This window comes from Rhizorhabdus sp. P4_G6 (assembly GCF_056401045.1).
Genome location: NZ_JBFUKC010000013.1, coordinates 61,136 through 86,319, shown reverse-complemented (window position 1 = coordinate 86,319; position 25,184 = coordinate 61,136). Strand labels below are relative to the sequence as shown.

The 25,184-nt window shown below is 65.4% G+C and carries 23 protein-coding genes; 14 read left to right on the top strand and 9 right to left on the bottom strand.

The features are described from left to right. Positions 1-17: 17 nt before the first annotated feature. Entirely contained in the window at positions 18-1,649 is a 1,632-nt protein-coding gene (locus AC1DPF_RS14065; protein ID WP_477961981.1) for an AMP-binding protein, read from the bottom strand. A 148-nt stretch (positions 1,650-1,797) separates the two neighbouring features. On the opposite strand from AC1DPF_RS14065, the gene AC1DPF_RS14060 reads away from it, so the two are divergent. Then, positions 1,798-2,976 (top strand): aromatic ring-hydroxylating oxygenase subunit alpha, encoded by a 1,179-nt coding sequence (locus AC1DPF_RS14060; RefSeq protein ID WP_477872327.1) that lies wholly within the window; start codon positions 1,798-1,800, stop codon positions 2,974-2,976. Then, entirely contained in the window at positions 2,973-3,779 is an 807-nt protein-coding gene (locus AC1DPF_RS14055; protein ID WP_477961979.1) for a sugar phosphate isomerase/epimerase family protein, read from the top strand. The genes AC1DPF_RS14060 and AC1DPF_RS14055 overlap by 4 nt, the downstream gene beginning before the upstream one ends. Before the next feature lie 35 nt (positions 3,780-3,814). Here the strand turns inward: AC1DPF_RS14055 and AC1DPF_RS14050 are convergent, their stop codons facing one another. After that, positions 3,815-4,501, bottom strand: coding sequence for an SDR family NAD(P)-dependent oxidoreductase (locus AC1DPF_RS14050; RefSeq protein ID WP_477872331.1), 687 nt, complete (start codon positions 4,499-4,501; stop codon positions 3,815-3,817). Positions 4,502-4,738: 237 nt separating this feature from the next. Here AC1DPF_RS14050 and AC1DPF_RS14045 point away from each other — a divergent pair, with 237 nt between their 5' ends. Further along, the gene (locus tag AC1DPF_RS14045) at positions 4,739-6,058 is read left to right on the top strand and encodes an aromatic ring-hydroxylating oxygenase subunit alpha (protein ID WP_477961977.1); all 1,320 of its coding nucleotides are present in this window, start codon (positions 4,739-4,741) and stop codon (positions 6,056-6,058) included. Between the two features lie 70 nt (positions 6,059-6,128). On the opposite strand, the gene AC1DPF_RS14040 is transcribed toward AC1DPF_RS14045, so the two are convergent. The 4 genes from AC1DPF_RS14040 to AC1DPF_RS14025 are packed head-to-tail and all read right to left on the bottom strand — an operon-like array spanning position 6,129 to position 10,191. After that, on the bottom strand, positions 6,129-7,787 hold the full coding sequence (locus AC1DPF_RS14040) for an FAD-dependent oxidoreductase (protein WP_477961975.1): 1,659 nt from the start codon (positions 7,785-7,787) through the stop codon (positions 6,129-6,131). Positions 7,788-7,803: 16 nt separating this feature from the next. Then, entirely contained in the window at positions 7,804-8,580 is a 777-nt protein-coding gene (locus tag AC1DPF_RS14035) for an SDR family oxidoreductase (RefSeq protein ID WP_477872337.1), read from the bottom strand. A 13-nt stretch (positions 8,581-8,593) separates the two neighbouring features. After that, positions 8,594-9,412, bottom strand: a complete 819-nt coding sequence (locus tag AC1DPF_RS14030) for an SDR family oxidoreductase (protein ID WP_477961973.1) — start codon at positions 9,410-9,412, stop codon at positions 8,594-8,596. Continuing rightward, positions 9,409-10,191: an SDR family NAD(P)-dependent oxidoreductase gene (locus tag AC1DPF_RS14025; protein ID WP_477961971.1), complete on the bottom strand. Its 783-nt coding sequence runs from the start codon at positions 10,189-10,191 to the stop codon at positions 9,409-9,411. The genes AC1DPF_RS14030 and AC1DPF_RS14025 overlap by 4 nt, the downstream gene beginning before the upstream one ends. A 158-nt stretch (positions 10,192-10,349) precedes the next feature. Between AC1DPF_RS14025 and AC1DPF_RS14020 the strand changes: the two genes are divergently transcribed. Beyond that, positions 10,350-11,768 carry an aromatic ring-hydroxylating oxygenase subunit alpha gene (locus AC1DPF_RS14020; RefSeq protein WP_477872343.1) on the top strand — a complete coding sequence of 473 codons (1,419 nt, stop codon included), beginning with the start codon at positions 10,350-10,352 and terminating at the stop codon, positions 11,766-11,768. Next, positions 11,765-12,535, top strand: a complete 771-nt coding sequence (locus tag AC1DPF_RS14015; RefSeq protein ID WP_477872345.1) for a ThuA domain-containing protein — start codon at positions 11,765-11,767, stop codon at positions 12,533-12,535. Before AC1DPF_RS14020 ends, AC1DPF_RS14015 begins: the two co-directional genes overlap by 4 nt. 279 nt (positions 12,536-12,814) lie before the next feature. Here AC1DPF_RS14015 and AC1DPF_RS14010 read toward each other — a convergent pair whose 3' ends face one another. Continuing rightward, on the bottom strand, positions 12,815-13,933 hold the full coding sequence (locus AC1DPF_RS14010; protein WP_477961969.1) for an acyl-CoA dehydrogenase family protein: 1,119 nt from the start codon (positions 13,931-13,933) through the stop codon (positions 12,815-12,817). A 151-nt stretch (positions 13,934-14,084) separates the two neighbouring features. Between AC1DPF_RS14010 and AC1DPF_RS14005 the strand changes: the two genes are divergently transcribed. After that, positions 14,085-14,861 (top strand): helix-turn-helix transcriptional regulator, encoded by a 777-nt coding sequence (locus tag AC1DPF_RS14005; protein WP_477872349.1) that lies wholly within the window; start codon positions 14,085-14,087, stop codon positions 14,859-14,861. A 7-nt stretch (positions 14,862-14,868) separates the two neighbouring features. Here the strand turns inward: AC1DPF_RS14005 and AC1DPF_RS14000 are convergent, their stop codons facing one another. Next, a complete protein-coding gene (locus AC1DPF_RS14000; protein WP_477961967.1) occupies positions 14,869-16,503 on the bottom strand; it encodes a GMC family oxidoreductase in 1,635 nt (544 codons plus the stop codon). A gap of 128 nt (positions 16,504-16,631) precedes the next feature. Here AC1DPF_RS14000 and AC1DPF_RS13995 point away from each other — a divergent pair, with 128 nt between their 5' ends. The 8 genes from AC1DPF_RS13995 to AC1DPF_RS13960 all read left to right on the top strand — a co-directional run bounded on the left by AC1DPF_RS13995 (position 16,632) and on the right by AC1DPF_RS13960 (position 24,039). Beyond that, positions 16,632-17,039: a Zn-ribbon domain-containing OB-fold protein gene (locus AC1DPF_RS13995; RefSeq protein ID WP_477872353.1), complete on the top strand. Its 408-nt coding sequence runs from the start codon at positions 16,632-16,634 to the stop codon at positions 17,037-17,039. Further along, complete coding sequence (locus AC1DPF_RS13990) at positions 17,036-18,181, top strand: thiolase family protein (RefSeq protein WP_477961965.1); 1,146 nt, start codon at positions 17,036-17,038, stop codon at positions 18,179-18,181. The genes AC1DPF_RS13995 and AC1DPF_RS13990 overlap by 4 nt, the downstream gene beginning before the upstream one ends. Next, positions 18,181-19,389: an acyl-CoA dehydrogenase family protein gene (locus AC1DPF_RS13985; RefSeq protein ID WP_477872357.1), complete on the top strand. Its 1,209-nt coding sequence runs from the start codon at positions 18,181-18,183 to the stop codon at positions 19,387-19,389. The genes AC1DPF_RS13990 and AC1DPF_RS13985 overlap by 1 nt, the downstream gene beginning before the upstream one ends. A 19-nt stretch (positions 19,390-19,408) precedes the next feature. After that, positions 19,409-20,380 carry a thiamine pyrophosphate-dependent dehydrogenase E1 component subunit alpha gene (locus AC1DPF_RS13980; RefSeq protein WP_477961963.1) on the top strand — a complete coding sequence of 324 codons (972 nt, stop codon included), beginning with the start codon at positions 19,409-19,411 and terminating at the stop codon, positions 20,378-20,380. A 17-nt stretch (positions 20,381-20,397) separates the two neighbouring features. After that, positions 20,398-21,420 (top strand): alpha-ketoacid dehydrogenase subunit beta, encoded by a 1,023-nt coding sequence (locus AC1DPF_RS13975; protein ID WP_477872361.1) that lies wholly within the window; start codon positions 20,398-20,400, stop codon positions 21,418-21,420. Between the two features lies 1 nt (position 21,421). Then, a complete protein-coding gene (locus tag AC1DPF_RS13970) occupies positions 21,422-22,837 on the top strand; it encodes a dihydrolipoamide acetyltransferase family protein (RefSeq protein ID WP_477961961.1) in 1,416 nt (471 codons plus the stop codon). Between the two features lie 11 nt (positions 22,838-22,848). After that, positions 22,849-23,385 carry a VOC family protein gene (locus AC1DPF_RS13965; RefSeq protein WP_477872365.1) on the top strand — a complete coding sequence of 179 codons (537 nt, stop codon included), beginning with the start codon at positions 22,849-22,851 and terminating at the stop codon, positions 23,383-23,385. A gap of 324 nt (positions 23,386-23,709) precedes the next feature. After that, on the top strand, positions 23,710-24,039 hold the full coding sequence (locus tag AC1DPF_RS13960) for a hypothetical protein (protein WP_477961959.1): 330 nt from the start codon (positions 23,710-23,712) through the stop codon (positions 24,037-24,039). 75 nt (positions 24,040-24,114) lie between these two features. Here the strand turns inward: AC1DPF_RS13960 and AC1DPF_RS13955 are convergent, their stop codons facing one another. After that, positions 24,115-24,885, bottom strand: coding sequence for a DUF2569 domain-containing protein (locus tag AC1DPF_RS13955; RefSeq protein ID WP_477872369.1), 771 nt, complete (start codon positions 24,883-24,885; stop codon positions 24,115-24,117). Positions 24,886-25,184 lie beyond the last annotated feature (299 nt).

Below are 25,184 nucleotides of genomic sequence, written 5' to 3'. Positions count from 1 at the left end.
TCAGGGCCGGGCTGGACTCAGCAGCCGGCAAGCCGCTCCTTTATCTCGGCGCGCAGCTGATCCTTGCGGACCTTGCCCGAGGCGGTGCGCGGGAAGTCCTCCACGAACTCGAAGCGTTCGGGAATCTTCTGCCTGGCCAGGCCGCTCGCCGCGACATGCGCCGCGAGCGCAGCACCGTCCGCAGCGGCGCCCTGGCGAAGGATGACGAAGGCGCAGACGCCTTCCCCCAGCCGGGCATGGGGCATGGCGACGACACAGGCTTCCCGCACATCGCCATGCCGGTGCAGCACCTGTTCGATCTCCCTGGCCGAGATGTTCTCGCCGCCGCGGATGATCAGATCCTTCTTGCGCCCGGTGATGGTGATCGCGCCTTCGGGGCTGCGGACGCCCAGGTCCCCGGTGCGGAAGAAGCCGTTGGGCGTGATCGCCTCCGCCGTCTGTTCGGCATCGGCATAGCCCATGAACATGCCAGGCCCGCGCGCGAGGATTTCGCCCTCCTCGCCGTCGGGCAAGTCATGCTCGTCATGGTCGACGATGCGCAACTGATAGTCGACGATCTCGCCATCGGTGGTCGCGGCCAGCACCTCGTCATGCGGCCAGCCGAAGCTGACGAGCGGAACTTCCGAGGCACCGTAGACCCGAAAGGCGCGAGCATTGGCGAAGGCGGTGTTGGCAGCAGGAATAAGGTCGTCGGGCACGGCCGCGCCGCCGCATGCGAAGAAGCGGAACGACGGCAGGCGATTGCCGCTGTCCCGCGCAGCGGCGGCGAGCTCGACCAGGAACGGTGTTGCCGCAACCGTCCCGACCAGCTGGTGCCGGTCGATCAGCGTGACCGCCTCGCCCGCATTCCAGCTTTCCATCAGGACGGCGCGCGTCCCGCACATGAGGGGCGCCTCCAGCCCATTGGCATAGCCCGAAACATGGGTGACAGGCGATGGCATCAGCGTTCCGGCGCCAGGTGCCAGCCCCCAATGCGCGGCGCTGGTCCGCAAGATGCGACCCAGCGTCACATGGCTGTGCAGCACGCCTTTGGGTCGTCCTGTCGTGCCCGACGTGTAGAGGATCAGCTTGACGCCAAGCGGATCGACCCGTGGCCGCGCGAACGCCACCCCCTGTCCTTCGGCCAGCAGCGCGGCATAATCGTCCGCCCCTTCGCCGCGCACGGTGAACATATGCGCCAGATCGGGCAGGTCCGCCTGTACACGTTGCGCCATCGCCGCGAAGTCGAAACCGCGAAAACGGTCGGCAACGAAGAACGCCCGTGCGCGGCAGTCGCCGAGCATCGATGTGACTTCGTGATCGCGGTAGATCGGCACGATCGGGTTGACGATCAGGTTGGACATCGCCGCTGCCAGATTGATGACCGCGGCCTCTCGCCAGTTGGGGATCTGGAAGGCGACGACATCGCCGCTGCGCAGGCCCCGACGATACAGCCCGGCCGCCAATGCTTCGGCATCCGTGATCAGTTCGGCACGGCTAAGCTGCGCCTCGCCATCGATGATGGCGACGAAATCGGGGTCCTCGTCGGCCAGTGCGAAAGCCTGCTCAGCGATCGTGCGTTCATCCCACAATGCGGTGCCGGCATAGGCGGCTTGATGTGGCGCCGGGATGCTCAGCCAGGCCCAGGGTGGGGTGTTCCTCTCTTCCATGGCGTCTGGCTGCTCCGTCTGGCCCGCCCTGCCAACTGGCCAAAAGGCAAGCTGGCGATGCCGGCTCGTACCTGTCACCTGTCCCAGCTTGTCGGACTGTCCATGCTCTGCTGAAATCCGCTTCGGCAAATAATATCGGGAGAAGATAGTGGACCGCATCCAGCGCGTCGGCGAGGTTGCCGAGATCATGCTCGACTATGTCGAGAACAGAAAGACCCATCAGGGCGCCACGACGCTGGAGGTTCCCACGGCCAGCTACACGGACCGCGACCAGTGGCTCGCCGAGATGGAACTGGTCTTCAAGCGGGCGCCGCTGATGCTGGCCTTCTCCGCGGAGCTGCCCAAGCCTGGCGACTACAAGGCGATGGAAGCGGTCGGCCTGCCGTTGCTGATCAACCGCGACAAGGCGGGCAAGGTGCGGACATTCCTCAATGTCTGCGCGCACCGCGGCGCGCCGGTCGCGAGCGAGGGCCATGGCAACTGCCCGCGCTTCACCTGCAAATATCATGGCTGGACCTACGGACAGGATGGAAGGCTCCTCGCCGTGGCCGAGGCGGGCACCTTCGGCGAGGTGGACAAGCCACATCGCGGCTTGCGCGAACTGCCCTGCGAGGAACGCGCGGGCATGATCTTCGCATGCCTGACGCCCAACGGCCTGCTCGATCTGGATCGTCATTTCCGCGGGTTCCTGGAGGATTTCGAAGCGCTCGACTTCGCCGACTGGACCTATCTCGGCTCGCGGACGATCGAAGGGGCGAACTGGAAAATCGCGTTCGACGGCTATCTCGAAGGCTATCATTTCGCCTCGCTTCATCCGGAAACCATCGCGCCGCGCACGCCATCCAACTGCATGCATTACGAAGGCTTCGGCCCCAACATCCGCATCGGCTTTCCGCAGCGCCGGATCGCCGAGGCGCTGCGGCCGCTCCCGCGCGAGCAGTGGGGTCTTCAGGAAAATAACGGCTTCGATTTCGTGCGGATCTTCTTTCCCAACGTGTCGGTCTTCGTCGCCCCGGAAATAACCCAGGTCGCCCAGATTTTCCCAGGACCGACGCCCGATCGCAACCGGACCGTGCTCAGCTATTTGCGCCGCGAGCCGATCCGTGATGAGGAAGACCGCCTCAAGGCCGAGGCGGCGATGAACTTCTTCCGCGATGTGACCTATACCGAGGACTATGTGATCGGCCTCGAGATACAGAAGGGCCTGGAAGCCGGCGCCCATGACCATCTGGTGTTCGGCCGCAACGAGCGCGCCAACCAGTACTTCCATGAGTGGCTGAACTGGTATCTGGAAGACGATGCCTCGGCGGCAGAGCCCGTGATGTGACCGGCTCGGCCGGGCGTCCGATCGCACTTGCCTCCGGCGTCCTGCCGGAGTCCGGCCCGCTTGAGACGATCCGCGCGGCGGCGGCGGCCGGGTTCGATGCGGTCGGGCTGTGGATCGAACCGGGAGATTGGACGCCGGCGCTCGTGCGCGAGGCGCGGGCGGCGAAGGACGATGCCGGGCTGCCGGTGCTGGATGTCGAGGTCATCTGGCTCAAGCCCGACAGCGCGATGGACGAGCATCGCAGGGTCATCGACATCGGAATGGAACTCGGGGCGGCCAATGTGCTGTGCGTGTCTTCGGATTCGGATCATGGCCGTACCGCCGCGCGGCTCGCCGAATTGTGCCGGCATGCCGAGCCGTCGGGAATGCGCGTGGCGCTGGAGTTCGGCGTCTTCACCGAAGTGAAAGATCTGCGCAGCGCATTGGCGGTGCTCGACCGGGTCGCGCATCCGCTGCGCGCGCTGCTGATCGATCCGATCCATGTCGACCGCTCGGGCAGTTCGCTCGACGAAATCGCCGCCGTCGATCCGGCCCTGCTGCCCTATGCCCAGTTCTGCGATGCGCGCACCGCGCGGCCCGATCCGGCGGACTTCGGGGCCGTGATCATCGACGCGGTCGACCTGCGCGAGCAATGCGGCGAAGGCGGGCTGCCGCTCACGGCCTTGCTCGCCGCGCTACCGGCCGACATTCCGCTGTCGATCGAATTGCGTTCGCGCGCACTGCGCGAAGCGTTCGGCGATCCGGTGCTGCGGGCCCGGGCGGTAGCCGCGGCGACCAGGCGCTGGCTCGAAGCCCACGCCTGATCGCCACCGACGTCACCTCGCTTCAGCGATGGGTCTCACCAGGAATGGGGTTCGCCGTTCCACTTGTAGAAATCGCCCGATTGTTCGAGCGTCCAGCCGGCCGCGACGGCGCGCACGCCGGTGGCGCTTTCTTCCGGCGTGATCTCCCCCCCCGGCCCGCCCATGTCGGTCTGCACATGGCCCGGATGGATGATGCCGACGATGATGCCGCGTGGCTTCAGGTCTACCGCGACTGATCGCATTAGCCGGCCCAGCGCGGCCTTCGCTGCCGCATAGGCGTAGAAGCCGCCATAGGGCCATGGCGATGCGCCCACCTGGCTGGAGAAGTTGATCACCTTCGAGCCTGGCTCGAGCCGCGGCAGAAAGGCCTGGAGGACACGCAGCGGCCCCTTGACCGTGATGTTGAAGACATTGTCCCACGAATCCCAGTCGACGCCGTCGAGTTCGGGTTTCACCACGCCGCCCACGCCCGCGACATTGTAGAGCAGGTCGATGCGGCCATCGCCGGTCGCCTTGGCCCCCGCCTTGACCGAGGCATCGTCCCCCACGTCCATGGCATGAACCGTCATCAGCCCGCCGGATGCGGCTGCCAGCGCGTTCAGCCGATCTGCCGTCGAGGGGTTCCGCGCCAGCGCGAACACATGGTCTCCTGCCACCACATGCTGCCGCGCCAGTTCGAGGCCGATCCCGCGCGCCGCGCCGGTAATTGCAACATTAGCCATATGCATCCTTCCTTCTCGCCTGTGGTTCATTCCCGACTGCTACACTGTGGCGGCCCGGTAAACTGTCTGTCCTGCCAGTGTGCGAGGTCGCTGGCCGCCACCGGTCGCAAGCTTACTGTTACAATGGCGAGGTGGAGCATGGCCGTGGGCAAGTCTATCACCATCGGACAAAGACCGAGTCAGCTTCAGCCGGCAACTGCCTGATGGTGGGAATAAAAGCGAATGGAGGATGCTGCAATGAACGCCGGGCCGATGCTCTCCCGCTATTCCCAGGAATTCGATCCGCCGGTTCGGGGAGACCGGATCACCGGCGAGCGCTACACCACCCGCGAATGGATGGAGCTGGAGAAGAGGCATCTCTGGCCGAAGGTGTGGCACCTCGGCGGCGTGCTGGCGGAGCTGGAGGAAGAAGGCGATTTCATCCGCCACAATTTCGGCAAGGAATCGGTCATCATGATCCGCCAGGCCGATGGCTCGATCAAGGCTTTCTACAATAGCTGCCCGCATCGCGGTAACCGCCTGATGCAGGTCGATTCCGGCAGCGTCCCGCGCATCACCTGCGCCTATCACGGCTGGCAGTTCGATACCGACGGTACGCTCATCCATGTCCAGGATCCTGACGACTTCGCCGGCGGCAGCCCGTGCGGCAAGGTCACGCTTACGCCGCTGCGGTGCGAGACATGGGGGCCGTTCGTGTTCTGGTGCATGGACGATGACGTCGCGCCGCTTCACGAATGGCTCTCGCCTTTTCCCGAGCGGCTGGCCGGCTATGGCCTCGAAAGCTGGGTGCGGGTGCTCGACCTGTCGGCGGACTGCGATTTCAACTGGAAGATCATCCGCGACAATTTCAACGAAAGCTACCATCTTCCGACCATTCACCCGGAGCTTTCGACCTTCATCAACGACGGGCTGCCGGACACGCTGTTCGAAATGTATCCGAGCGGCCACAATTCGATGTGGATGAAGGGCCACCAGGCCACCACGCGCCAGGATTTTCACAGCGGCGAGGTGCCGGCTCCGCTGGACGCGGTCGCCCGCGCCTGGGGGATCGATTCCGGCGCGTACACGGGCCGCACCGGCGACATCCGGCAGGCCGTCATAGAAGCCAAGCGCCGGCTGGGGCCCGAGCGGGGATATGTGAATTATGCCAGCATGTCCGACCAGCAGCTGGTCGACTATTTCCATTGCACGCTGTTCCCCAACCTGACGCTGACCATGTCGCCCGAGCAATGCCAGATCCTGCGCACCGAGCCGCATCCGAGCGATCCCGAGAAATGCGTCTTCCAGCATTGGATCCTGGTGCCGGACGTCGCGGGGATGACCGAGGTCGAAACGCCGATCGGCATGGTGCCGCTGGAGCATGCCGAGCATCGTCATTCGGTTTATGGCGACGGCCAGTCGCTCGGCTATGTGGCCGATCAGGATCTGTCGATCGGCACCAGCCAGCAGCAGGGGCTGAACTCGCGCGGCTTCAAGGGCTGCATCCTGCCGAGACAGGAAAAACGCGTGCAGCGCTTCCACGAGCTTCTGAACGATATGGTCTGCGGCAAGGACTGACCCGGCCGCTTCCACGGCGCCCTCGCTTCACCACTCGCGCTTCCTTGGGAGGGGTCGTGACCGCCAGCCCCTATGCTGATGCGGTGCGGCCCCGCTGCGTGGCGTTGCGCTGTGCCGCGTGCTTGCCTGCGAGATAGCCGAACACCATGCCCGGCCCCAATGTGCCGCCGCCGCCGCCATAGGTCATGCCCATGATCGATGCCATGGCGTTGCCGGCGGCATAGAGCCCTTCGATAGGCTTGAAGTCCAGGTCGACGACGCGTCCCAGCCTGTCGGTCTGGGGGCCGCCCTTCGTGCCCAGCGCACCGCTCTTTACTTCGGCCGCATAGAAGGGGCCGCCTTCGATCTTGCCAAGCGTCGCGGCTTTCTCGCCCTTGTGGCTGGGGTCGCCCCAGTAAAGGTCATAATAGCTGTTGCCACGGCCGAAATCCTCGTCCGCGCCGCGCTCGACCATCTCGTTCCAGTGGGCCACCGTAGCCGCCAGGGCACCGCCCGGCACGCCGATCGCGGCGGCGAGCTCCTCCAGCGTTTCGCCGCGCGCGATCCAGTCGGCGGGTTGTCGCCGGCCTTCCGTCCTGCCCATCAGCAGGCTGTCGCAAAAGCCCCATTTATCATAGAAATCCTGGTTGAAGAGACACCAGGCCGGCAGGTTTCTGAACGAACAGCTGTTCTGGTCCTGCTCGTGGAATGCCGCCCCGAAGGCGTTGTAGTTCGCGGCTTCGTTGGTGAAGCGTCGGCCCGCCCTGTTGATCATGATCGAGCCCGGCAGCGTACGCTCGCCCGTGAACAGATTGACGCCCATCGCGTTCACCGGGGCTTCCACCACCGGCATCCACCATGCCTCGCGCATCGTTCCCAGCATGGCCCCGGCCTTCATGGCCATCTTGAGCCCGTCGCCGGTATTGGTGCGGATCGACACCGCATTCTGCAGCGGACCCCGCAGGAAGGCCCTCTTGAAAGCCTCATTATGCTCGAAGCCGCCGGTGGCGATGACGACATTGCCCGCGGCGATCCGTCGGCCGTCCGCCAGCACCACGCCCGCAATGGCGCCGTCTTCGAGGATCAGTTCCTCCGCGCCGGTGCCCAGTTCGATGGCGACGCCGCGATCGAGGCAGCCGCGCAGCAATCTACCCACCAGCGAATGGCCAAGGCCCCGCTCGTCATTGTCGGCGCGGCGCTGCGCCTCGGCGGGATCGAGCGGGTCGGGAACGGCCTGCGCCAGCGAGGTTTCGCCGACGGTGAAATAGACGTGCGGCCAGTAATAAGGCGAGGTCTCGACCCGGTCGCGCCATTCGCCCAATTCGCCATAGGGATAGACCGGGCATTCCAGCGTCCGGCCGCCGCGCGCGGCGGCGCCCGGCTGCTCGGGATGATAGTCGGGGAAGTGCGGCACCACCATGAACTGCACCGGCGTCCGCTTTTCGAGGAAGTCGACCATCTCCGGGCCGGTATCGACATAGGCGGCGGCCAGATCGGGATCGATCAGCCCGTTCGACATCGAGGCGAGATAGGTCAGGGCCTGCTCGCGGCTGTCCTGCTTGCCGAATGCCTTCATATGGGGGTTGCAGGGAATCCAGATCTGCCCGCCGGACCAGGCGGACGTGCCGCCGATCTTCTCGCCCTTTTCCACCAGGAGCACGCTGGCGCCGAACTCGGCCGCCGTCAGCGCGGCGGTGAGGCCCGCCGCACCCGATCCCAATATGGCCACGTCGAACGTCTGTTCCGTCATAGCAAATCTCCCGGCGTCAGACCTGGCTGAACCCGCCGTCCATGAGAAACTCCGAGCAGGTGACGAAGCTTGCCGCGTCGGAGCAAAGATAGACCACGCCGCCACCCATCTCGTCGGGTCGGCCCATGCGGCCGATCGGGTGATCGGCGATCACGGCCTGCAGCGCCGCCTCGCGGGAAGGCGCCGCGCCGAGCTCGACATAGCTGTCCATGATGCTGGTCAGCATGCCGGTGTCGATGCCGCCGGGATGCACGCTGTTGCAGCGGATGTTGTAGCCGAGCGCGGCGAACTCCGCCCCCATGCATTTGGACAGCATCTTCACCGCCGCCTTGCTGGTGCAATAGGCCGCGTTGAATGCCGCGCCGCGCAGCCCGCCTACGCTGGAGAAATTGACGATCGATGCGCCGCCCTTGCGCGCCTGGCCCCCCGCCTTCAGCAGCGGCAGCAATATCTGTGTGCCGATGATCACCGAATCGACATTGATCGCATTGATCCTATGCCACTCGGCGAGCGGCGTGCTCTCGATCTTGCCGACCACCGAGACCGCAGCGATGTTCACCAGGGCGTCGAGCCGGCCATAGTCCCGCTGGACCAGCGCCGCGACGGCGCGCCAGTCGGTCTCGCTGGTCACGTCGTGGCGGAGATAATGATCGGCGCCGACATCTGCGCTGTCGGGCAGATCGGTGGCGATGACGATGGCGCCGGCCGCCTTCATCGCCTTGACCACCTCGCGGCCGATGCCGCCGGCCGCGCCCGTGACCACGGCCACGACCTCATCCAATGCGATTGTCACCGTCTCGTGCTCCTCATTGTGCGGTCCACCCGCCATCCATGACGAGTTCGGCCCCGGTCATGTACGCGCTGTCGGCGCTGGCGAGGAAAAACGCCCCGCTTGCCAATTCCTCGGGCGCCGCGAGCCGACCCATCGGCGTTTGGGCGGCGACCGAATCGATCAGATCCTGCGGCTTTTCCGCCACGCCCTTGTCCACCCAGCGCTGAAAGCCTTCGTGCAGCAACGGGGTGACGACGAAGCCGGGGTGCAGCGAGTTCGCGCGGATCGGCATCCGCTTGGCGGCGAATTCGACGGCGATCGACTTGGTGAACAGCCGTACCGCGCCCTTGCTTGCGTTGTAGGCGGAGGTGTCGGTGTAGCCGACGAGCCCCATGATCGAGCTGACATTGATGATCGAAGCGCCGCCGCGCACATCTGCGCCGCTCTCCGCCATCATGGGGACGAACGTCTTGACGCCCAGGAAGACGCCATCGGTGTTGATGGCCATGATGCGCCGCCAGCTTTCCATCGTCAGGCTCTCGACCGGGCCGGTCAGGTCGATGCCGGCATTGTTGACCAGCGCATGGAGCTTGCCGTGGCGCGCGCGAACCCATTCGCAGGCTCGCAGCCAGTCGTCCTCGATCGTGACATTGGCCTGCACATAGCTCGCCGCCTGGCCCAGTCGCGCCATCGTGGCTGCCGCCATCTCGCTGTCCGGCGCGTCGAGGTCGGACAGCACGACCTGTGCGCCTTCGGCCAGGAAACGCTCTACGCAGGCAAGGCCGATACCCCGCAACCCGCCGGAGATGAACGCGACCCTGCCGGTCAGCCGCTGCGCGCCGAGCTCGTTCATACGCCCATCATCCCGGCTGTCGTTGCGCCATCGATCACATATTCGCTGCCGGACACGAAGGTGGATTCATCCGAACCCAGCCAGGCGACCAGCCCTGCCACCTCATCCACTTTCGCCATCCGCTTGAGCGGCGACATGCTTTCATAGGCGGTGCGCGCAGCCCCCGGATCGGGCGCCTGCTCGATCAGCCCGAGGATCAGCGCGGTTTCGACCACGCCGGGAAGGATGGCGTTGACCCGAATGCGATAGCCGCGATTGCCACAGTGCACGGCGGCCGATTTCACCAGGGCGACGACCGCGGCCTTTGATACCGAATAGGCGACGAAATTGCCCATCGCGCGGTGCGCGTTCATCGAGGAGTTGACGATGATCGAACCGGCCGGACCGTCGGGATTGCGCTTCATCGCGCGGATCGCATGCTGCACGGTCAGCATCGCACCGGTCTGGTTGATGCCGATGACCCTATTCCAGCCCTCGATGGTGATATCCTCGACGCTGGCGTCGCCCGCTTCGGTGCCGGCATTGGCAAAGGCGATGTCCAGCCTGGCGAAGCGATCCTGGATATTGTCCACCAGTCCGGCCCAGCTTGCGACATCGCAAACGTCGTGCGCGTGGAATGTCGCGCCTGTCGCCGCGCACAGCGCTTCCGCCGCCGCGCGGTTGGAGCCGGTGAAGACGACGTCGGCGCCCTCCGCCGCCAGCCGACGGACCGTGGCGGCACCGATCCCCGACGTGCCGCCGGTCACCAGCGCCACCTTGCCTTCAAGCCGTCTGCTCACGGCATCCTCCCAGACTGATTCCCGATGGACGGGGGTTTCTGCTGCGTGGTGTGCCGCATTATCGGGCGGCTGCAACCTATGCTTTCGATAAGGTGACGGCGGCCTGCCGACTGGGCACAAACACCGGATAACAGTCGAACGGGCATGAGGATTCGCACATGGCACAGGATGATCCACGGATTCCGGGCGCGAGGGCGCGCAGTCCCGGGATCAGCTGGTTGGAGCTCATGGCCAGCGATTCCCGGCCCGCACCGGCTTGCCTGACCGAAGAGCATTATGAATATCTCGGCTCCGAGCCGATCGAGGCCTCGCGCTACACCAGCGAGGCGTTCGCCCGGCTCGAGCGGGAGAAGATGTGGCCTCATGTCTGGCAATTCGCCGCGCGCGACGAGGATCTGCCGGAAGCCGGTGACTATGCCGTGTTCGAAAATGCCGGCCGCTCGTTCCTGATCACGCGCCAGGACGATGGCTCGGTCAAGGCGCTGCACAATGTCTGCCTGCATCGCGGTCGCAAGCTGCGCACCGAGGACGGCACCGCGGACAAGATTACCTGTCCCTTCCATGGCTTCTCCTGGAATAAGGACGGATCGTTCGCGGGCATGCCCTGCCGGTGGGATTTCCCCCATCTCCAGGATGGCGCCATGGCGCTTCCCGAAGCCGAAGTCGGCCGCTGGGGCGGTTATATCTTCGTGCGGGAGGAAGCGGGCGGCCCGACCCTGGAAGAATATCTCGATCCGTTGCCCGACCATTTCAAGCGCTGGCGCCACGAGGAATGCACCACCGTGGTGTGGGTGGGGAAGGAAGTCGCCGCCAACTGGAAAGTCACTGCCGAAGCCTTCATGGAAGCCTGGCACACCGTCGTCACCCACCCCCAGCTGCTGCCCTTCACCGGCGATTGCAACAGCGCCTACTGGTATTGGGGCGACAATGTGAACGTGAACCTCGTCCCGTTCGGCATCCTGAGCCCGCATGTGGATCCCGAGGGCAAGACCGAGCAGTGGATCGTCGACGAGTTCATCAAGTTCAACGGCCGTTCGTCCGACAATTATGATCCTTCGGCCGATCCCTATGCGGTCGAGGTGCCCGAGGGCGAAAGCGCACGCGCGGCGCTGGGCGCGGCGCTGCGCAGATCCTATGCCGAGCAGAGCGGCTACGATCATGAGCAGGCGACCGATGCCGAGCTGCTCGACGCGCTCGTCTATAATGTCTTTCCGAATTTCGCGCCGTGGGGCGGATATATGCCGAACATCGTCTATCGCTGGCGGCCGGGCAAGACCGCGGACACATGCCTGATGGAAGTCCGGGTGCTCGCCCGCAGCAAGAAGGGCGAACCGATCCCGCGCGGCGTGCCGATGCATTTCCTTCGTCTCGACCAGCCCTGGACGGATGCGCCCGAACTGGGCGGGCTGGGCGACGTGCTGGAACAGGACATGGCCAATCTGCCATTCGTCCAGGATGGGCTGCACTGCTCCAAGACGGGGAAGATCCAATTGGCCGACTATCAGGAAATCCGCATTCGCCAGTTCCACCGCACGATGGACAAATATGTCATGGGTGAAGCCGGAGCCCGGGCATGAGCGATGGGCCAGCCGAGGCCCGGCCGCCGCGCATCGACTGCGTACTGATCTGTGGGGGCGTCTGGCATGACATGGATTTCGCACGGCTGGAGCTGCTGAAGCTGCTCTCCGAAGACCCGCGGGTGCGGACCCGGGTGTTCGAGGATTATGAAAATGTCGAGGCGCTGGCCGCTGCCGACATCATCATCACCTATACCTGCGACGTGACGCCATCCCTCAAGGCGCAGGAAGTGCTGCGCGACTGGCTGGCGCGGGGCGGTCGCTGGTATGCGCTGCACGGCACGAATTCCGTGCTGCGCATGCTCGACAACGGATTGTGGGATGCGCCGCGCTGGGCGCCGATGTTCATGGATCTGCTGGGCAGCCAGTTCCTCTCGCATCCGCCGATCACGCCGTACAAGGTGATGGTGGCGGATCCGTCGCACCCGCTTGTCGATGGAGTCGAGCCGTTCGAAACGACCGACGAGCTCTATCATCTCGAATGCCATGGCGACCTGCACGTCCTGCTCGACACCGAATGCACCGAACCCGGCACCGGCTTCGTCGAAGCCGAGGATGCGCCCGGCCGGTACCCGGTCTTCTACATCAAGCGCCACGGTGCCGGCGCGGTCCTTTACCTGACCCTGGGGCACTGCCGCGGGCATTATGACCTCCAGCCCATGCTCGACTGGTGGCCTACGGTCGACCGCTGCGCCTGGGACTTGCCGGTGTTCTACGGCCTGTTGCGGCGGGGCATCGACTGGATCAAGGATCGCGAAGCGCTGTAGGTTCGTCATCCAGGCCTTCGGCCCGCGGCTGAAGTTTATCCTGATCGCCTTGCCTTGCAGGCAGTCGAACGGCCGGGATGGCGGGAAAGGGGGCGACAACCGTCCCCGCCGGCTTCGTTCCTGGAGCATCGAGCGTATAATCTGACCCGCTCATCCTAAGGAGCCATTGAGCGAAGTCGAAATGGCGGCTCGAAGGATCCTTCGAGACAGGCCTTCGCCAGGCTCAGTCCCTCCTCAAGGATGAGCGGAGTCGGGTGCGTCAGAGTAAAGCTCGATGCTCTAAACGGCGATCCCGGCGAAGCGGTCGAGCGCCGCCTCCGGTTCGTCGGGCCAGCGTGACAGCACCAGCAGGCGTTTATGGGCATGGCCGATCGATAGTTCGTCGGTCACGCCCATCCCGCCGTGGAACTGGATCATCTCATGCCCGAGCGTGACCGAGGCGGGCGCCAGGAAGGCGCGAAGGCCCGCCACGGCCTTGCCGAAACCGTCGGTTTCCCAGGATACGATGGCGAGGTTCATCAGCGCCCGGCTCTGCTCGATCGCGGCATATTGGGTGACCATCCGGTGCTGGATCGCCTGGAAACTTCCAAGCATCGCGCCGAACTGCTCGCGCGTGCGCAGATATTCCTGCGTCTCGGCAAACATCCGCTCCATGATGCCGAGCGCCTCGGCTGATCGGGCAAGGCTGGCGAGCGCGTCTGCCGCTTCGATCCTGGCAATCCCGTCGGTTGGCGAGAAACCGGGTTCCGCGCCGACATCGTCGAGGGTCAGTGAAACGGCGACGCTGCCATCAGCCATCCGCCAGGTTTCGCGTGCGAGACCTTCGGCATCGGCGCGGACAAGGAACAGGCTGACCCCCTGGGCCTCGCCCGGCGCCCCCGAGAGGCGGGCGCTGACGATATAGCCGTCCACCCCGGCGCCCGCAGGCACATAGGCCTTCGCCCCGTTGAGCCGCACGCCTGCCGGGCCGGCGCTGGCTCGTGTCTCGATCCAGAGCCGTCCGGGCCGTCCCGCGGCTTCGCCATGCGCCAGCGCGAGGCGCGCTTCGCCGGAAAGCAGCCGAGGCATCCATTGGCTGCGCAGCGGTTCCGGCGCGGCAGCGGCCAACAGGCGGGTCGCCAGCACGACATTCTCCACCAGCGGCTCTACGACAAGGCCGCGGCCGAGGGTTTCGAAAACCGTGGCGATGGCAGTTGCATCAAGGCCCATCCCGCCATCTTCCGCCGCGACAGGCGCGGAGATCAGGCCGATCTCGCCCAGCAGCGCCCAGTTGGCGGCGCTGAAGCCATTGCGCTCGGCCTGGTAGGCTCCGCGTCGCTCCATGTCGTAGCGATCGCTGACGAAGCGCTCCGCCAGGGCCTTCAGCATCTCCTCGTCTTCGCTCAGATCGAAATTCACGAACAATCCCCTTGTGCGGAGATCGCTCTATCATCTTCGGCGGCGCGGCTACGCTGCGCAAAAGGTTAGGATTGCATGTGCGGCGCCCGCACGACTACGCCGTGATTGTCTGGCACTGCGGCACAGTCTAAAGTGGGGGACGGAGAGATAAATGTCGCTGCTGAGCCAAGAGAAGATAGATTCGGTGAGGATAACTGCGCCGGAGGACATCCGGCGTGCGGCCACGGCCCTGCACGAGATCGCAATGGGCTGGGGCATGCGGGCAGCTCCGGCGCATGACATTGCCGGCAAGCGCACCCCCGTCGATGCCGATGGGGTTCTGCTCGCCAGCGACATCTTCGGCTGGCCGGACAGCGAGCGTGTGTGGTGGCGCAATTCGCGGATCGCGCTCGATTCGCCGCTGACCATGGCCTGCAGGTTCGAGAGCCAGCCCTTCTGGGTCAACGCGGAGGGATTTCACACCAGCCAGCCGAGCCCCTATCTCAACTCCATCGCCCTGGGCAATTTCGAGACCCGCGCGATGACCCGGGCGGCCATCGCGGTGCCGGTGCATCTGCCTTTCGGGCAGATCGGTGCGGTCAGCTTCAATCCGCTGGACCGCAACCACACCGACCTGGCCGAGGATTTCCGGCTCTATGGGGATGCTCTCGGCCTTTATGGCCGGACCTTCATCGCCAGCTATGTCCATGTCATGGGATCGGTGCAGGCGCTGCCGCCCCAGTCGCGTCTTTCGAAACGGGAGGTGGAGTGTCTTCGCTGGGCCGCCATCGGCAAGACCGATCTCGAAATCAGCATGATCATGTCGCGCAGCCGCGCCACGGTGCGATTCCACATCCACAACGCCTCGACGAAGCTGAACGCCGTCAACCGCAGCCAGACGGTGTTCAAGGCCGCACAGCTCGGCTTCATCTCGCTGGGCAGTTCCTGACAGGATTTCAGCCCGAAGGCGGGCTCCTGCGATCCGCGATGATCATGTCTGCCGCTCGCCAGCCGATGGCCATCGCCGGCGCGTTGGTGTTGCCGGTGACGTGGCCCGGGATCACCGAGCAGTCGACCACGCGCAGACCTTGAACGCCGTTCACGCGCAGGCGCGGATCGACCACCGCGGCGGGATCGCTGCCCATGCGGCATGAGCCCGTGGCATGCAGGCCGCAGGTCGACAGCCGCCGGAACGCCGCAAGCAGATCCTCGTCGCTTTGCACCGCCGGACCGGGAAGCATTTCCGCACCCAGCATGTCGCCCAAGGGCGGCGCGGCCATATAGGCGCGCATCGCCCGCATCAGCCGCACCGCCGATATCCGGTCATGCTCGGTGCTGAGCCAGTTGGGCAGGATATGCGGCGCGTCGCCGGCCGCGGGACCGCTCACCCGCAGCGAAGCCTCGCTCGTCAGGCGCAGCAGCTGGCCGTAGATCGTCACGCCGGGTCGCGGATCGATCTTGTCGAGCGGGACGGGATTATTGTCGTCCTCCACCTTGAACGTATAGCCGCCCAGATAGAATTGCGCGTCGGTCCGCCCGTCGGGATGCGCGACATTCAGGAAGGCCCCGACTTCGAACGGGCCGGTGGCCATGATGCCGTCGTGCCGCAACAGATATCGTGCCATCGCCATCGCCGCGCCGATCCCGAAGAAGTTGCGATGGGTGCCGACTCCCTTTTCGAGGCGATAGGGCATCGAGATGGCGAGATGCTCGAACATGCGCTCGCCGACGTCGGGCGAATGGGCGACGACATCGATGCCGACATCCTTCAGTCGCCCGGAATCGCCGATTCCGGAGCGTTGCAGCAGCAGCGGACTTTCCATGGCGCCGGCGGAAACGACGATTTCCCCGCGGCAGGCGAAACGCCGCCGCTGGCCGTCGACGATGGCTTCGACGGCGACGGCGCGCCCGGCTTCGAAGAGGACTCGTTCGGCCAGCGCGCCGGTTACCACCTCGACATTGCGCCGGCGGCGTGCCGGCGCAAGGAAGGTGCGCGCCGAGCTGTCGCGCCGGCCGTTGCGGATATTATGACTGTAGAGGCCGACGCGCGGGCCGGTTGCGCCGTTCAGGTCGTCGACCCGGCGCAGGCCCAGCGCTTCGCCCGCCTCGATCATCCGCTCGGCGAGCGGATAGCGGAAGATCGCGGGGTCGATCCGCACCCGCCCGCCGCTGCCGCGCATCGGGCCGGGCCCCGCGGCATGGTCCTCCAGCGCCAGAAAGGCTTCGGTCATGGCCGCACCGTTCCAGCCGGTCGCCCCGAGCGCTTCCCAGCCGTCATAGTCGGCCGGCTCGCCGCGGCTCCAGATCATGCCGTTGATCGACGACGAGCCGCCGAGCCCCTTGCCGCGAATCCAGAACTCGTTGGCCGGACCGCCCTCCTCGCGCGGCTGGGTGACGGCATAGGTCCACATATGCGCGGGCTTGGTCACGAGCTTGGCCACGCCCTTTGGCAGGGTGACCCAGAAGCTGTCATTTTCGCCGCCCGCCTCCAGCACCAGCACGGTCGCGCTGCCGTCGGCGCTCAGCCGTTCGGCCATGACGCAGCCGGCCGAACCGGCGCCGACGATGACATAATCCCATGCCTCGGCCATGGTCTCTCCTTCTCCGCCAAGGTGCCACATCGGGGTGCGGCCGCTACCCTAGCGTTTTGACGAGTCATTGCGGCGCGACATCGGAGGTAAAGGCAAGGGACCGGATTCGTTGCCGGGAGAGGATCGACATGCGCGCCATTGCCGAAGGGCTGTTTACCGATGAAGTGCCGCCAAGGCTGGTGGGCGGACGCAATCGGGCGACCGGGCGGATCCTATTTCCCTGTCCGCCGAATGCCGACTATGAACCCTGGCCGCTCGCGCGGCAGGGGACTTTATGGTCCTACACCGTCCAGCGCTACCGCCCCAAATCGCCGCCCTATGCCGGCCCCGATGATTTCCGGCCTTGGGCCGTGGCCTATGTCGAACTGCCCGGCGAGACCATCGTCGAGGCGCGGCTGGCCGATGTCGAGCTGGATGCCATCCGCATCGGCATGAAGCTGGAGCTGACGCTCGTCCCGCTCGATCCCGCTGCCGCCGATCCGGTGCTGACGCACGCTTTCCGGCCGTTGGCTTCGGACCAGGGGAAGTCGGCATGAGTGACGTCTGCATCGTCGGCATCGGCATCCACCCCTTCGGGCGCACGGACGGCCTGTCCGGGCTCGATCAGGGCGTCGCCGCCGTGCGCGCGGCTCTGGCCGATGCCGGGGTAATGTGGAGCGACATCCAGTTCGCCTATGGCGGTTCGGAATCGGCCGGCAATCCGGACACCATGGTCGAACGGCTCGGCCTTACCGGTGTCCAGTTCATCAATGTGAAGAACGGCTGCGCGGCGGGAGGATCGGCGCTGTTCTCCGCCCAGATGGCGATTAAGTCGGGCGAGTTCGAGCTGGGGCTTGCCGTCGGCTTCGACAAGCATCCGCGCGGCGCGTTCAATGCGATGCCGGCCGAATATAACCTGCCCGACTGGTATGGCGAAGCCGGCTACATGATCACGACCCAGTTCTTCGGCGCGAAGATCACCCGCTATATGCATGAGCATGGCATCAGCCGGGCGACGCTGGGCCGCGTTTCGGAAAAGGCGTTTCGCAACGGCGTCCATGCCCCCCACGCCTGGCGGCGCGAGCCGGTTGCGCTCGATGCCATCCTCGATGCACCGCTGGTGAGCGATCCCTATACCAAATTCATGTTCTGCTCGCCTGCCGAAGGCGGCGTCGCGCTGATCCTGGCGAGCGAGAAGAAGGCGCGCGAGCTGGGAAGGCCGCTGATCCGGCTCAAGGCCGCCGCGATGCGGACCCGTCCCGCCGGATCGTTCGAGGTGTTCGCGCCTTCGATCGACATCGTCCGCGGCGGATCCTCGACGATGATCGCGTCGGCCGATGCCTTCCGTCTTGCCGGAATCGGACCCGAAGACATCGCGGTTGCCCAGCTTCAGGATACCGAGGCCGGTGCCGAGGTGATGCACATGGCCGAAAACGGTTTCTGCAAGGATGGCGATCAGGAGCAATGGCTGGCTGAAGGGTGGAGCGAGATCGGCGGCAAGCTCCCCGTCAACACCGATGGCGGCTGCCTCGCCTGTGGCGAGCCGATCGGCGCTTCGGGTCTGCGGCAGGTCTATGAAAATGTCGTGCAGCTGCGCGGCGACGGCGGTGGCCGTCAGGTCCCCGGCAACCCGAAGACGGCATATAGCCATGTGTACGGCGCGCCCGGCGTTTCGGCCGTGGCGATACTGGAACGCTGATGGATATCGATCTGTCCCCCGAAGATCTCGCTTTCCGCGAAGACATCCGAAGCTTCCTGCGCGAGTGCCTTCCCGCCGGCATCGCCTCCGACGCGGCGGCGTCGCCATCGGTGTTCGTCGAGCCTGAAATAGGCCAGGCCTGGAACGCCATCCTGCACGCCAAGGGCTGGCTGGGCTATAACTGGCCTGCCGCGCATGGCGGTACCGGCTGGAGCCCGCTGCGCCGCTATCTGTTCGAGAAGGAATGCGCCCTCGCCGGCGCGCCCAACCTGACGGTGCTGGGCCTGAAGCTGGTCGCGCCGGTGATCTGGACCTTCGGATCGGAGGCGCAGAAGGCGCTGTACCTGCCGCGCATCCTGTCCGGCGAGGATTATTGGTGCCAGGGCTTTTCGGAGCCCGGCAGCGGCTCCGATCTCGCGTCGCTCCAGTGCCGGGCGGTGCGCCAGGGCGATCAATATGTGCTCAACGGGTCGAAGATCTGGACGACCCACGCCCATCACGCCAACCGCATGTTCTGCCTGGCTCGCACCAGCGTCGAGACGCGCAAGCAGGCGGGCATCAGCTTCCTGCTGGTCGACATGAAACAGCCGGGTGTCTCGGTCCGCCCGATCCTGACCGCGGCCGGCGATCATGAAGTCAATCAGGTCTTCCTCGAAGATGTCGTCGTGGCCGCGGACGATCTGGTCGGGGCCGAAGGCCAGGGCTGGCAGATCGCCAAGTTCCTCCTCGAAAACGAGCGTGGCGGATCCTGCCACGCGCCGAAGCTCAGCTATGATCTGGACCGCATCGAGGCCGCCGCGCGCGGCGAAAGCGACGGGCGCGGCGGATCGATGGCCGAGGATCCCCAATGGCTGCGCAAGCTCGCGCGGATCCGGCTGGGAGTGCAGGCGCTCGAGATGATCGAGCTGAAGATCATATCCGAAGTGGCCAAGGGCCGCTTGCCGGGCCCCCAGACGTCGCTGACCAAGCTCCTGGCATCGAACCTGCGGCAGGACATCGATTTCCTGGCGGTCGACCTGTTCGGTACCGCCGGCCTCCAGCTGGAGCAGACGCGCCCGCTATATGGTGCCGATGCGCCCCGCCCGCTCCACTCCCGCGAAGCGCAGCTGGCTGCGCCGCGCTATCTCAACAGCCGGGCGTGGAGCATCTTCGGCGGCACGAACGAAGTTCAAGCCAACATCATAGCGCGGTCCGTATTGGGCCTCTAGAACGGGACGAGGAACAGGGATGCAATTGAGCCGCGAAGCGCTGTTGCGCGCCTACCGCCAGATGAAGGTGATCCGCGAGTTCGAGGAACGCCTGCATGTGGAGATCCAGACCGGTGAGATCGCCGGTTTCACCCACCTCTATAGCGGCCAGGAAGCGGTCGCCGTGGGAGTTTGCGAGCTGCTGGGCGACGATGACAAGATCGTCTCGACCCATCGCGGCCATGGCCACTGCCTTGCCAAGGGCTGCGACGTGGACGGCATGATGAAGGAGATCTGGGGCAGCCGCGACGGCCTCTGCAAGGGCAAGGGCGGATCGATGCACATCGCCGACATCGACAAGGGCATGCTGGGCGCCAACGGCATCGTCGGGGCGGGCGCGCCCATCGCCGTCGGCGCGGCGCTTGCCGCCAAGCTGGATGGCAAGGGCAAGGTTGCCATCGCCTTCTCGGGCGACGGCGCCTGTAACCAGGGCACCACCTTCGAGGCGATGAACATGGCGGTCGTCACCAAGGCGCCCTGCATCTTCGTCTATGAGAACAACCATTATTCCGAGCATACCGGGGTCGACTATGCGGTCGGAACCCAGGCCGACATCGCCAGCCGCGCCGAGGCCTTCGGCATGAAGGTCTGGCGAGCGGACGGGACCGACTTTTTCGCCGTGTACGAAACCATGCGCGAATTGCTGGAATATGTCCGCGCCGGCAACGGCCCGGCGTCGGTGGAGTTCGATACCGAACGGTTCTTCGGCCATTTCGAGGGTGACCCCCAACGCTATCGGGGCAAGGGCGAGCTGGATCGCATCCGCGAGACGAGGGATTGCCTCAAGTCGTTCCGCGCGAGCGTGACCGGCGCGAGCCTGCTTACCGACGCGGATCTGGATGGCGTCGACCAGGACGTGCTGGCCACGATCGAAGCCGCGGTTGCCGCGGCGCGTGCCGGCGACCGTCCCACCGCGGCGGACGTCCTCGTCGACGTCTATACTTCTTACTGAACGGCGGAGCGCACCCCATGCCACAGATGATGTACCGCGACGCCGTTGTCACGACGATCGCCGAGGAGATGGCCCGAGACCCCAATGTGGTGGTGCTGGGCGAAGACGTGGTCGGCGGCATGGGCACCGCCGGCGGCCCCGAGGCGATCGGCGGCATCTGGTCGACTTCCGCCGGCCTGTTCGGCAAGTTCGGGGCGGATCGCGTCATCGACACGCCTATCTCCGAAAGCGCGATCATCGGCGCGGCGGGCGGCCTCGCCTTGTCGGGCAAGCGCCCGGTGGCCGAATTGATGTTCGCCGACTTCATCGGCGTATCGCTCGATCAGATCTGGAACCAGCTCGCCAAATTCCACTACATGTTCGGCGGCAAGACCAAATGTCCGGCGGTGATCCGCATGGCCTATGGCGCCGGCTACAACGCCGCGGCCCAGCACAGCCAGTCGGTTCACCAGATCCTCACCGGCATGCCGGGTCTCAAGGTGATCATGCCGAGCACTCCCGCCGACGTGAAGGGCCTGCTGCGCACCGCCATACGCGACGACGATCCGGTGATCTTCCTCGAGCACAAGGCGCTCTACGGGATCAGCGGCGAAGTACCGGACGACCCCGATTTCGCCATTCCCTTCGGCCACGCCCGGCTCTCCCGCGCCGGCCAGGATGTCACCATCGTGTCGTCGGGGCTGCTGCTCGGCTTCTGCGAGGCGGTCGCCGACAAGCTGCTCGCCGAGGGCATCGGCTGCGACGTGATCGACCTGCGCAGCACCAGTCCGCTGGACGAGGAAACCATCCTCGACTCGGTCGAGGTGACCGGACGCTTCCTGATCGTCGACGAGGCCCCGCCGCGCTGCGGGCTGGCGGCCGATATCTGCGCGCTGGTTGCGAACAAGGCGTTCGCAAGCCTGAAGGCGCCGCCGCAGGCCATCACGCCGCCGCACACGCCGATCCCCTTCGCGCGCGAACTGGAAAGCGCCTATCTGCCGTCGGTCGACCGGATCGAAGCCGCGGTGCGCAAGCTCCTCGCCTGGCGCCGAGGGAACTGACATGGCCGACATCCGCCCGTTCTGCATGCCGAAATGGGGCATCGAGATGACCGAGGGCACCATCGCCGAATGGATGGTGCAGGAAGGCGAAAGCATCACGCGCGGCCAGACTTTATGCCTCATCGAGACGGCCAAGATCACCAACGAGGTCGAGGCCGAATATGATGCCGTCGCGCGGCGCGTGCTGGTTCCGGCCGGCAGTGGGGCGCAGCCGGTCGGCACGCTGCTGGCGGTCTTCGCCGATGCTGCGGCGACCGACGCGGAGATCGACGCTTTCATCGACGGCTTCCGACCGGCCGACACCCAGGTCGCGGCGCGCAAGCCCGCCGCCGCGCCTGCCGCCGCCGCCGCGACCGCTGCGCCGACGAAGATCATGACCAACCGGCCGATCAGCCCCGAGGCGCTCAAGCTGGCCCAGGCCGAAGGCGTCGATATCGCCGATCTCGAAGGATCGGGGCGCGGCGGCCGGATCACCTATCAGGATGTCCAGCAGGCATCGCTCCCGAAAGCCGATCCGGTCCTGCACGGCGCGGCGGCGCTGGTCGTCGAGGACGGCAAGGCCTTCGCCTCGCCGCTGGCGCTGCGGATCGCCGCCCGGCACGGCATCGCCCTTGCGGGCGTCACCGGCACCGGCCGGCGCGGCCGCATCTCGAAGGCCGATGTCCTGGCGCTGGTGCCAGCGCCGGCGCCAGCGAAGGCGGTTACCGCTGCGCCGGACCTGGCGGCGGTTGCCAACCAGGCCGAGATCGTTCCGTTCGACCGGATTCGCAAGATCGTGGCGCGGCGGCTGACCGAGGCCAAGCAGCAGATCCCGCACTTCTACCTGCGGATATCCGTCCGCGCCGACGCGCTGCTGGCGATGCGCAAGACCGCAAATGCGGTGCTCGGCTGCAAGGCGTCGGTCAACGATTACATCGTCAAGGCGGTCGCCAACGCGCTCGCCCGCCATCCGGACGTCAATGTGCAGGTGCATGGCGATGAGCTGCACCGCTTTCCCCACGCCGATGTCGCGATTGCGGTGGCCAGCCCCAAGGGGCTTGTCACGCCGGTCGTCCGTCGTGCCGATCTTCTGCGGATAGACCAGATCGCCGCCGCCACGCGCGCGCTGATCGACAGGGCGGCGGCGGGCAGGCTGTCGTTCGACGACATGGACGGCGGCACATTCTCCGTCTCCAATCTCGGCATGATGGGCGTCGAGCAGTTCGACGCGATCATCAACCCGCCCCAGGGCGCTATCCTCGCCGTCGGCGCGGCCGCCCGCCAGCCGGTGGAAGCGGCGAGCGGGGGCGTCCAGTTCGAAACCCGGATCGCGCTGACCTTGTCGGTCGATCACCGCGCCATCGACGGGGCCGCGGGCGCCGCCTTCCTCACGACGCTGAAGGACCTGATCGAAGCCCCCGAAGGACTTTTCGCCTGAAAGGATCAGACATGACCAATCCCGGCTCGATCAAGGCACTGGGCGACATCATCCAGCTTGCCTACCTGCCCGAGGATTTCGACGCGGCGGTGACATATTGGACGGAGACGATGGGCGTCGGCCCATTCTTCCTGATCGAGAATGTCCGGCTGGGCGAGATGCGATATCGCGGCGTGCCGACCGAGGCGATCTTCTCGATCGCGATCGCCTATTGGGGCAATATCCAGATCGAGCTGATCCGTCCGGAAAATGACGCGCCATCGATCTATAGCGGCGAATATGCCGTGAAAGACCGGCTGCACCACATCTGCATCTTCGTCGACTCGATCGCCGACGCGCGTCGCGCCTGCGCCGAAGCCGGTGCGGAGGTCCTGATCGAGGGCAAGGTCGGCGACAGCGGCGAGGTGATCTATGTCGATGCCGGCGGAGGCCCCGGTCACGTCATCGAGCTGCTCCAGCCGATGGCCGGCTCGGAAGGTCTGTTCGACATGATGCGCGACGCCGCCCGCACCTGGGACGGCAGCGATCCGCTGCGGGTTGTCGGCTGAGACGCAGCCGTATAATCGCAGCATGCGGTATTCAGGTTGCATCATCCGCTCATCCTGAGCAGCCGCTGAGCTAGGCGAAGTGTGTGTCGAAGGCCAAGCTGCGCCCCCGCGCACCATTGGCTCCTTCGATGCGACCTTGATCAAGCGGGGCAGCCAAGTACCAGGGATGCTGCGATCATCCGCTCCGCCATTGCGCTCCTATGCGCGGCGCCCGCATCGCGAAATATGGCTGATGGACAGAGTATAGGGTGTAGTCCCCATGCCTTTCTGAATTTACCGATGCTGAGTGGTAATTAGATCATCACCTTTGATGTGGAGGGGGTGATGCGAATAACCACCAATATCGCCATAATCGGTATATGTCTCATCGCAAATCCCGCATTGGCGGAAACAAAAGCGTCGATATCCCAACAGGATAGAGGCTTCACTATCATTGCCAGCCAGTCGGAGCAGGCCGTATATGCCTGCAATTATACTGTCCAGATCGTCTTCAGGGACGGTTTCGGCAGTGTATCAAGAGCCGTAAGAGTCGGCGGCTCAACCGAGGTAAGTGGATCAGGTGCGAACATGGCCGTGGTTACTTCTCATCTGGAGCAACCGATTCGATCTGCAACGCTCAAGGGCTGGCAGTGCGTGTTCAAGAAGGCCTTGTAATCGCGCGCCCGCACAAGCTGCTGATGGCGATGATTGACTGATCACTGCCCCGGTAACGAGCGCGAGAGCCGCATCTTACGCCGGGATACGGTGTCGATAGGTCAGATTCACGCGGCGGGACAGCAGCAGATAGGGGCCCCATAGCACGACCCCAATCAAGATCTTCTTGATGTTGCCATCGAGCAGGCCGACGAGCGCGCCGCCTACGCTGCCGGGCAGGCCCGGTGTGTCGCCCATGATCCGCGCGATGCCGAGTTGCATCACCAGGTCGACTGCCCAGATCGTCACGAGCAGGCGCGGGAAGAGCGGCACATGGCGCAACGCCGCGACGAACGCGACCACATAAAGGCTAGAGAACAGCACGACATCGGCCAGCATCAGGGCGAATAGCGGCCCATACCAACTGGGTGCGGCGCCGGCGGCGGGGATGGCGAAGAGGAATTCGGTGGTCCGCACCGGCACGTTGAGCAAGATGCCAAGCATCAGCGAGTACATGAGGCCACTGGCCCCATAATAGCGCATCGTCCGCGCCTCCGCGCCGGATATGGTTCGCCAGCGGCTCACCCGCGCGAGACGAATGCGCGGCTGGTCCATTTCCGTCCCGGGCTTGAACCAGCGCAGCGCCAGGTATCCGGACAGGATCGGGGCGGCGACCACGAGGATATAGGGCGTGGCCACCAGGAGCATCTGGGCGGAATCGATGATCGGCGTCGCGGCGAATGCCACGCGCAGGCCACAGGCGCAGCTCGCCGCGATCGTCCAGCCGAACATCACCCGCACGAGATTGCGCTGGAGTCGACTCACCGCGCGCGCCTTCCGCTTGAGATCCTGGTCGCCACTATGCATCGGGCCAATCCTATTCCGCTGGAAAGCAAACCGCCAGCGGCAGCGTGGGGTGCCATCATCCGACCATTTATTTCCTTGCGCTTGATTTGGAGGGCACGCGCCGATGCCACCCCTTCCGTTGATAGTCGCCGGAATACCCCCTTTTAGTCGTGCTCTCCGCTTGCGGTGACGTCGAATGCGATCACGATCATATTGCGGGCTCATCTAGGGGCATGGAATCTCTCCTTAAAATTATCTGATCGGCGGCACCTGGGCTTTGACCTCGCAGCGCCAGCCGTCGGGCTCTTGCCATTGGTACA